This is a genomic window from Protofrankia sp. Cj3 (genome assembly GCF_917627355.1).
Classification (GTDB): Bacteria; Actinomycetota; Actinomycetes; order Frankiales; family Frankiaceae; genus Protofrankia.
The window spans coordinates 1-6,649 of record NZ_CAKJTR010000227.1; the positions used below are offsets into that span (position 1 = coordinate 1).

Genomic DNA, 6,649 nt, shown 5'->3' on the forward strand with positions numbered 1-6,649 from the left:
GTCGCAATGGGGCGTCATGACGGAGTGCCGTGATGAAATATTGAGAATGATTGAGAATACTGAGCGACTGGCGGCGGGGAAATGTTTTTGTTGCGTCCAGTAGTTAATTGGTTGTGGATATGTTCATCCGCTGATGCGCGGGTCGTGCATCCAGGTCACGGCAGGTCCGGCCGCTCCATGGGATCGGTGCGCCGCTGGTTCGCGGCGACGGTGTCCTTGATCCGGGAAACAGGAAATAGACGCAGCTGGAACGCCCTGTTGACACAAGCGGAGCCAGGGCCGGTACGGTCCATGTCGTCCACTCGTGAGGCGGCTGCGTCAGCGCCTTCCCCGTCGGCAGACCGGCCGGTGGCCGTGGGGCGCTCGCGCATCCGCGGCTACCCGAGGCCAGGCCCGGTCGGCGCTGGGGCCGGACAGGAGGTTCGTCACCGCCGACGGAGAGGGAGCCGCACGAAGGCAGTCCGAAGGGTTCCGGTCGTCCCCTAGACAACGATCCCCTGCCCGCATCCGGCAGGCCGGGGATCGGTTCGAAGGACGGTCCGGGGCCCTTGGACGTCCTCGCTACTGCTCGGGGGTCCCCCGTTGCGGGGTCATTGCGGCTGGGCCATCAGATCGTGGATGACTGTGCCGCGGATGACCGTGCGGACGCATGCCGGGTCGGGGCCGTCGAGGTCGGGGAGCCCGGCTATGCCCGCTCGTGGGTCGGTGGACCATGCCGCGACCCGGGCGTCGGGCACTTGGACGACCAGCTCCCCCGGTACCCGCCAGACGGCGAACGTCGCTGGCGCGCCGGGTACGAGGACCCCGCTGCCGTCATCGTCCGCGCGGGCTGCCCGCCAGCCGCCTCTCGTCGCGGCCGAGAACGCCGCCCGGGCGGTGAGCGCCGACGCCCGCGTGTGGTGCGTGACCGCGGCACGCACACCGCCCCATGGGTCCATCGGGGTCACCGGCGCATCCGAGGACAGCGCGAGGACGACACCGGCGGCGGCCATGGCCGCCAACGGGTTCATCGCCTGCGCGCGGCCGCTTCCCAGCCGGCGGGCGTACATCCCCTCCGGGCCTCCCCAACGGGCGTCGAACGCTGGCTGCACGCAGGCCAGCAGGCCCAGGCGGGCCATCCGGGCGATCTGGGCGGTATCGGCCAGTTCGCAGTGTTCGACGCGGTGGCGCGCGGCCAGCATCCTGGGCAGGCCGATCTTTGTGGCTGCCCGCTCGCAGCCGTCCAGGACGATGTCGAGGGCCGCGTCGCCGATAGCGTGGAAGCCTGCCTGCAGGCTCGCCTCGCCAGCCTGGACGATCAGCTCGCACACCGCGTCCGCGTCCAGCCGCGCGATTCCATGATTATCGGGTGCGTCCGCGTACGGCACCCGCAACGCCGCGGTGCGCGATCCCAGTGAGCCGTCGACGAACAGGTCGCCGCCGAGCCCGGCGCCCAGTGCCAGCGCGGTCTCGACGTCCCCGGCCCAGTAGCCGTGGACGTCGGGGCCTGCCTCGGCGGCGGCGAGGGCGAGCAGATCGCTGAGGTCGTCGGCGCTGGAAACCGCGGGCCCCGCCATCTCGTGCAGCGCCGCGATACCCAGGGCGGCGGCATGGGAGCGGACGCGCCGCTGGGCGGCCCGCCGCTGATGAGCGGAAACACTGCCGTACGCGGCTTCGCGGGCGATGTGGTGGGCGTCGCCCTGGCAACGGCCGTCGCCCAGCCAGCCCGCCGCGCCGCGGGCGCCGCTGCGGTCCGCGAGCGCTGAGGACACGACGGCGCAGTGACCGTCGACACGGGCGAGGTAGACCGGTGCTCCCCCGGCTGCCCGGTCGAGTTCGGCGATGCTGGGCGGCCGGTCTTCCGGCCAGGCCGTGTCGTCCCAGCCGGTACCGAGCACCGTGGTCGCGGGGTGGCGCCTGGCATGGTCGGCGAGCTGGTCCAGCGCGGCCAGCAGGGAGCGTGCCGGCGCCAGGTCGAGACCACCGAGCGCGAGCCCGGTCGCGGTCACATGCACGTGGGCGTCCACGAAGGCGGGGGTGACCAGGGCGTCGTCGAGGTCCACGATCTCGTCGGCACTCATCGCGTCGCTGGCCGCGGCCGAGCCGACCCAGGCGACCGTGTCGTGGTCGATCAGCATCGCGGTCGCGAACGGCGAGGCCGGGCTGTGCACACGGCCGCCGCGGTAGAGGACGCGAGCGCCCCGGGCTCCCGGGCTGGCTCCCGGGCCCGGCGGTATGTCCGTCACAGCTGCCAGTCTGCCTGCCGCGGCCGCGGTGCGGCGCTTGGCGGCGTGTGGCGCTGCCGTCGGTCGCTGTCGTGCCGCCGGCTGGTTGCCGCTGGTTGGCATCGGTTGGCGGCCGCCCGCGCGGTTACGGCTACAGCGCGGGCGGCCGGGCCTCGTACGGAGTGGAGAGGACGACCATGGTGCGGGTGGAGACGTTCGCCGCGGCGCGGATCTCCTGGAGCAGGCTTTCCAGGTTGCTCGGACCCGCGACCCGGACCTTGAGCAGGTAGCTCTCCTCGCCGGCGACGCTGTGGCAGGCCTCGATCGCGTCGAGGCCGCGCAGGCGGTCCGGCGCGTCGTCGGGCTGGCTCGGGTCGATCGGTTTGATGGACACGAAGGCGGTGAGCGGGAGCCCGACCTGGGCGACGTCGATCACAGCCGCGTAGGAGGTGATCACGCCTCGCTGTTCAAGGCGCCGGACCCGCTGGTGAACCGCGGATACGGACAGGCCGGTGGCTCGGCCGAGATCGGTGTAGCTCATCCTGCCGTCCCGGCACAGCAGGCGGACGATCTCGCGGTCAAGGTCTTCCAGCACGATCAGAAGCGTACGCAGATCACCGGTGATCGATGCATGCCGCCCTGGTCCGGCCACGGTCAGCCGATGGATCTGGATCGATGTGGACGGCCCAGGCTGCCGGTGGCACGAAGCCGTTGCGAAAACCAAGGGAGACGGACTGTAACCATCGGTGGTCCCTGGTTGGATGCAACCACGTGGGCAGGAGGCGGTTTCGGTTCCGGACACCGTTGTCCCCTACTGTGGCCCACCGGTGTCCATCACGAAAGAACGAAAGAACGGGAGAGGTGAGGCGTGGGGCTGGCCGAGCGGCTCGCGGGCAAGCGTGTCCTCGTCACGGGGGCGACCGGCTTCGTGGGCGAGGCACTGCTGGAACGGCTGCTTTCCGACCTGCCCGGCACCGGGGTGGTCGTGCTCATCCGTCCCCGCGCGGGCAGGAGCGGGCAGGCCCGTCTTGCCGGTCTCGTGGCCAAGCCGGCGTTCGCGCCGTGGCGCGAACGCCTTGGCGCCGACGGCGTTGAACAGGTGCTGCGGGAGCGGGTCACGGTCCTTGAAGGCGATCTCGAACGGATTCCGGCCATTCCGGCGGATGTGGACACTGTCGTCCACTGTGCCGGCGAGGTGTCGTTCGACCCGCCGATCGACACGGGTTTCGCCACCAATCTCGGGGGTGTCCAGGAGCTGCTGCGGGCCATCCGCGACAGCGGCGCACGCCCTCATGTGGTGCATATCTCCACGGCGTACGTGGCGGGCCTGCGGTCGGGCCACGTGGCCGAGGGGCGCCTTGCGCACACCGTCGACTGGCGGGCCGAGCAGGCCGCCGCACAGCGGGCACGGCGTGCGGCGGAGGACGCGTCCCGGGCCCCGGAGACGCTGCGCGGGTTCCGGGCCGAGGCCGAAGGCGAGCACATCCGGGCTGGGGCGCAGACGGTCTCGCGAGAGGCTGAACGGCGTCGGCGCAGGTGGGTGGAGCGCCGGCTCGTCGACGCGGGCGGCGAACGGGCCCGTGTGCTCGGCTGGACGGACTGCTACACGTTCACCAAAGCGCTTGCCGAGCGCTACCTGGAGACCGAACGTGATGGTCTGCCGTTGACCATCATGCGGCCGTCCATCATCGAAAGCGCGTTGGCCCGCCCGTTCCCGGGCTGGATCGAGGGCTTCAAGATGGCCGAGCCGCTGATCCTCGCCTACGGCCGCGGGGAGCTGCCGGACTTCCCCGCGTCCCCGGACGGGATCATCGACATCATCCCTGTCGACCTGGTGGTCAACGCGATCCTGGCCGCGGCCGCGGCCCCGCCGCCGGCATCGGCCCCGGCGTACTACACGGTGTGTTCCGGTTTTCGTAACCCGCTGCTGTTTCGCGATCTTTACGAGAACGTCCGGGAGTACTTCGAGCGCCATCCGCTGTCCAAGCCCGGCCGTGGCGCTGTCGCGGCCGCGCACTGGCGGTTCGCCGGGGCCGCCACGGTCGAGGGCCAGCTGCGCCGTGGCGAGCGTTTCGCGGAGATCGCGGGAAGGGCGCTCGGGTACGCCCCACGCTCCGACCGGGTCCGCCAGGCCGCCCGTGACCTGGAGCAGTTCGATGAGCGGCTGTCGTTCCTGCGGCGTTACCAGGACCTCTACCGTTCCTACACCAAGGCGGAGCTGGTCTACGTTGATGACGCGACCCGCAGGCTCCACCAGGCACTCGATGCGGGTGACGCCGAGCGGTTCGGGTTTGACCCGGCCTGCTATGACTGGCGTACCTACCTGCAGGAGATCCATTTTCCGAGCGTCACCTCGACCTTCCGCGGCCCGGACAAGCCCCCGGCGCCGCCCCGGCGGGCGTCGCACGCCCTCGCCGGCGGTCCGGACACGCTCGCGGTGTTCGACCTGGATGGGACGCTGGTGTCCTCGACCGTGGTTGAGTCCTACCTGTGGCTGCGGCTGACCGACCAGACGTTCGCGGCGCGCGGGCGTGAGCTTGCGCAGCTTGCCCGCGCGCTGCCCGGGTACGTGCGGGCGGAGCGGCGCGACCGGGGGCATCTCATCCGAGCGGTGTACACGCGCTACGCCGGTGCCGATCCCGGCGAGCTCGCCCGCCTCGTCGACGAGGTAGCCGGTGACATCCTGCTGCGCCGGGTGAAGGCGGGGGCGATCCGCCGGATCCGCGAGCACCGCGACGCCGGGCACCGGACCGTCCTGCTCACCGGGGCGGTCGAGGTTCTCACCCGTCCGCTGGCGCCGCTGTTCGACGAGGTCGTCGCCACCCGGCTCGCGGTCGGGGCGGACGGGCGCTGCACCGGGCGCCTGGTATCGGCACCGCTGGTCGGTGACTCCCGCGCCGCCTGGCTGGATCACTATGCCAAGCGGGTGGGCGCGGATCTGGCGGCGTCGTGGGCATACGCGGACAGCCAGTCGGATCTGCCGATGTTGCGGGCGGTCGGCAATCCGGTCGCGGTCAACCCGGACCTGCCGCTGTACCGGGTGGCCCGCCGCTCCGGCTGGCCGATCGAGCAGTGGGCCTCGACCCGTGGTGAGCCACGCGCCGTGGTCGGCAGCCGGCATGAACGCACGATCCATGCCGCCGCCCGGGCTCGGGATCTTTTCGGCGGTGGGGCCGCAGCCCTGTCTCCGGGCGGCCGCGTCCGGACATCACGGCCGGGTGTCGATCGGTGAGCCGCGCGCTGGAGCTGTACCGGTCGATGCCCCGCTACCTGGCCACCCGGACGCTGTCGGGCCGGCTGCCGGCCTTGGCCGGCGCCGCGGCCGGGATGACAGCGCCGCTGCGGCTGACCGACGGGCCGGCGCCGGCCGTGCCGGGCGAGGGGTGGGTTCCGATCCGCCCGCGGCTGTCGGGGATCTGCGGGTCGGACCTGGCCACCGTCACCGGGCAGCTGTCGCTCTACTTCACGTCGCTGGTGTCCATGCCCTTCGTCCCCGGGCATGAGATCGTGGCCGACACCCAGACCAGCGTCACCCTCACCGATGGCACTGAGCTGCCGGCCGGCAGCAGGGTGGTGCTCGATCCGGTTCTCGGTTGCGCCGCCCGGGGCCTGCCCGCATGTGCTGGTTGTGCCGCCGGGCACACCAGCCGCTGTGACAATATCACTGTGGGTCACCTGTCCCCCGGTCTGCAGACCGGGTTCTGCGCGCGGACCGGTGGCGGGTGGAGCCGGTCCCTGGTTGCCCACCGCTCGCAGTTGTATCCCGTGCCGGCGGACCTGCCCGACGAGCGGGCGGTGCTGGTGGAGCCGCTTGCGTGCGCGGTACATACCGCGTTGCGGGCACGGGCCGGGGACGGCGACCGGATTTTGATCATCGGTGCCGGCTCGGTCGGGCTGTTCACGTTGCTGGCGCTGCGCGCCTACACCAAGGCCGGCCTGGTGACGGTGGTAGCCAAGCACCGTCACCAGGTGGAACGCGCGCGGCTGTTCGGGGCAGACGAGATCATTTCACCGGCGTCCGCGGTCGGCGGGGTGCGCCGTGCCACCCGTGCGCTCAAACTGGAACCGGAGGCCGGACCGCCGTATCTGCTCGGCGGCGTGGACATCGCGATCGACTGCGCCGGCAGCGCATCCTCGCTGTCGACGGCGCTGCGCGTCACCCGCGCCGGTGGGCGGGTGGTGCTGTCCGGTGTTCCCACCGGGCCGGTCGATCTGACGCCGCTGTGGTTCCGTGAGCTGGAGCTGGTGGGCACCTACGCGTCCAGCGCCGGTCGGGGGCTGGACGAGGGCGGGGCGGCGGGCGCGGCGGTGGCGCCGGCGGACTTCGTCCGGGCGCTGGAGCTTGCGGCAGCTGCCCCGTTGGACGGGGTTGTGTCGGCGGCCTACCCGTTGGACCGTTGGCGGGACGCGTTGGACCACGCGCTCGGCGCGGGCCGGCTTGGCGC

General features: G+C 71.9%; 4 protein-coding genes. 2 read left to right on the plus strand and 2 right to left on the minus strand.

Annotated features, from left to right (window positions below; translation table 11 throughout):
• Positions 1–590 precede the first annotated feature (590 nt).
• Together MJ783_RS20880 and MJ783_RS20885 are read right to left on the minus strand one after the other, a co-directional pair.
• The gene (locus MJ783_RS20880; RefSeq protein WP_239313002.1) at positions 591–2,117 is read right to left on the minus strand and encodes an amidohydrolase; all 1,527 of its coding nucleotides are present in this window, start codon (positions 2,115–2,117) and stop codon (positions 591–593) included.
• Positions 2,118–2,355: 238 nt separating this feature from the next.
• On the minus strand, positions 2,356–2,796 hold the full coding sequence (locus tag MJ783_RS20885) for an Lrp/AsnC family transcriptional regulator (protein WP_239313004.1): 441 nt from the start codon (positions 2,794–2,796) through the stop codon (positions 2,356–2,358).
• A 276-nt stretch (positions 2,797–3,072) separates the two neighbouring features.
• On the opposite strand from MJ783_RS20885, the gene MJ783_RS20890 reads away from it, so the two are divergent.
• Together MJ783_RS20890 and MJ783_RS20895 are read left to right on the plus strand one after the other, a co-directional pair.
• Complete coding sequence (locus MJ783_RS20890) at positions 3,073–5,436, plus strand: HAD-IB family hydrolase (protein ID WP_239312998.1); 2,364 nt, start codon at positions 3,073–3,075, stop codon at positions 5,434–5,436.
• A partial coding sequence (locus tag MJ783_RS20895) for a zinc-binding dehydrogenase (protein WP_239313000.1) occupies positions 5,433–6,649 on the plus strand: 1,217 nt, incomplete at its 3' end. The genes MJ783_RS20890 and MJ783_RS20895, both read left to right, overlap by 4 nt.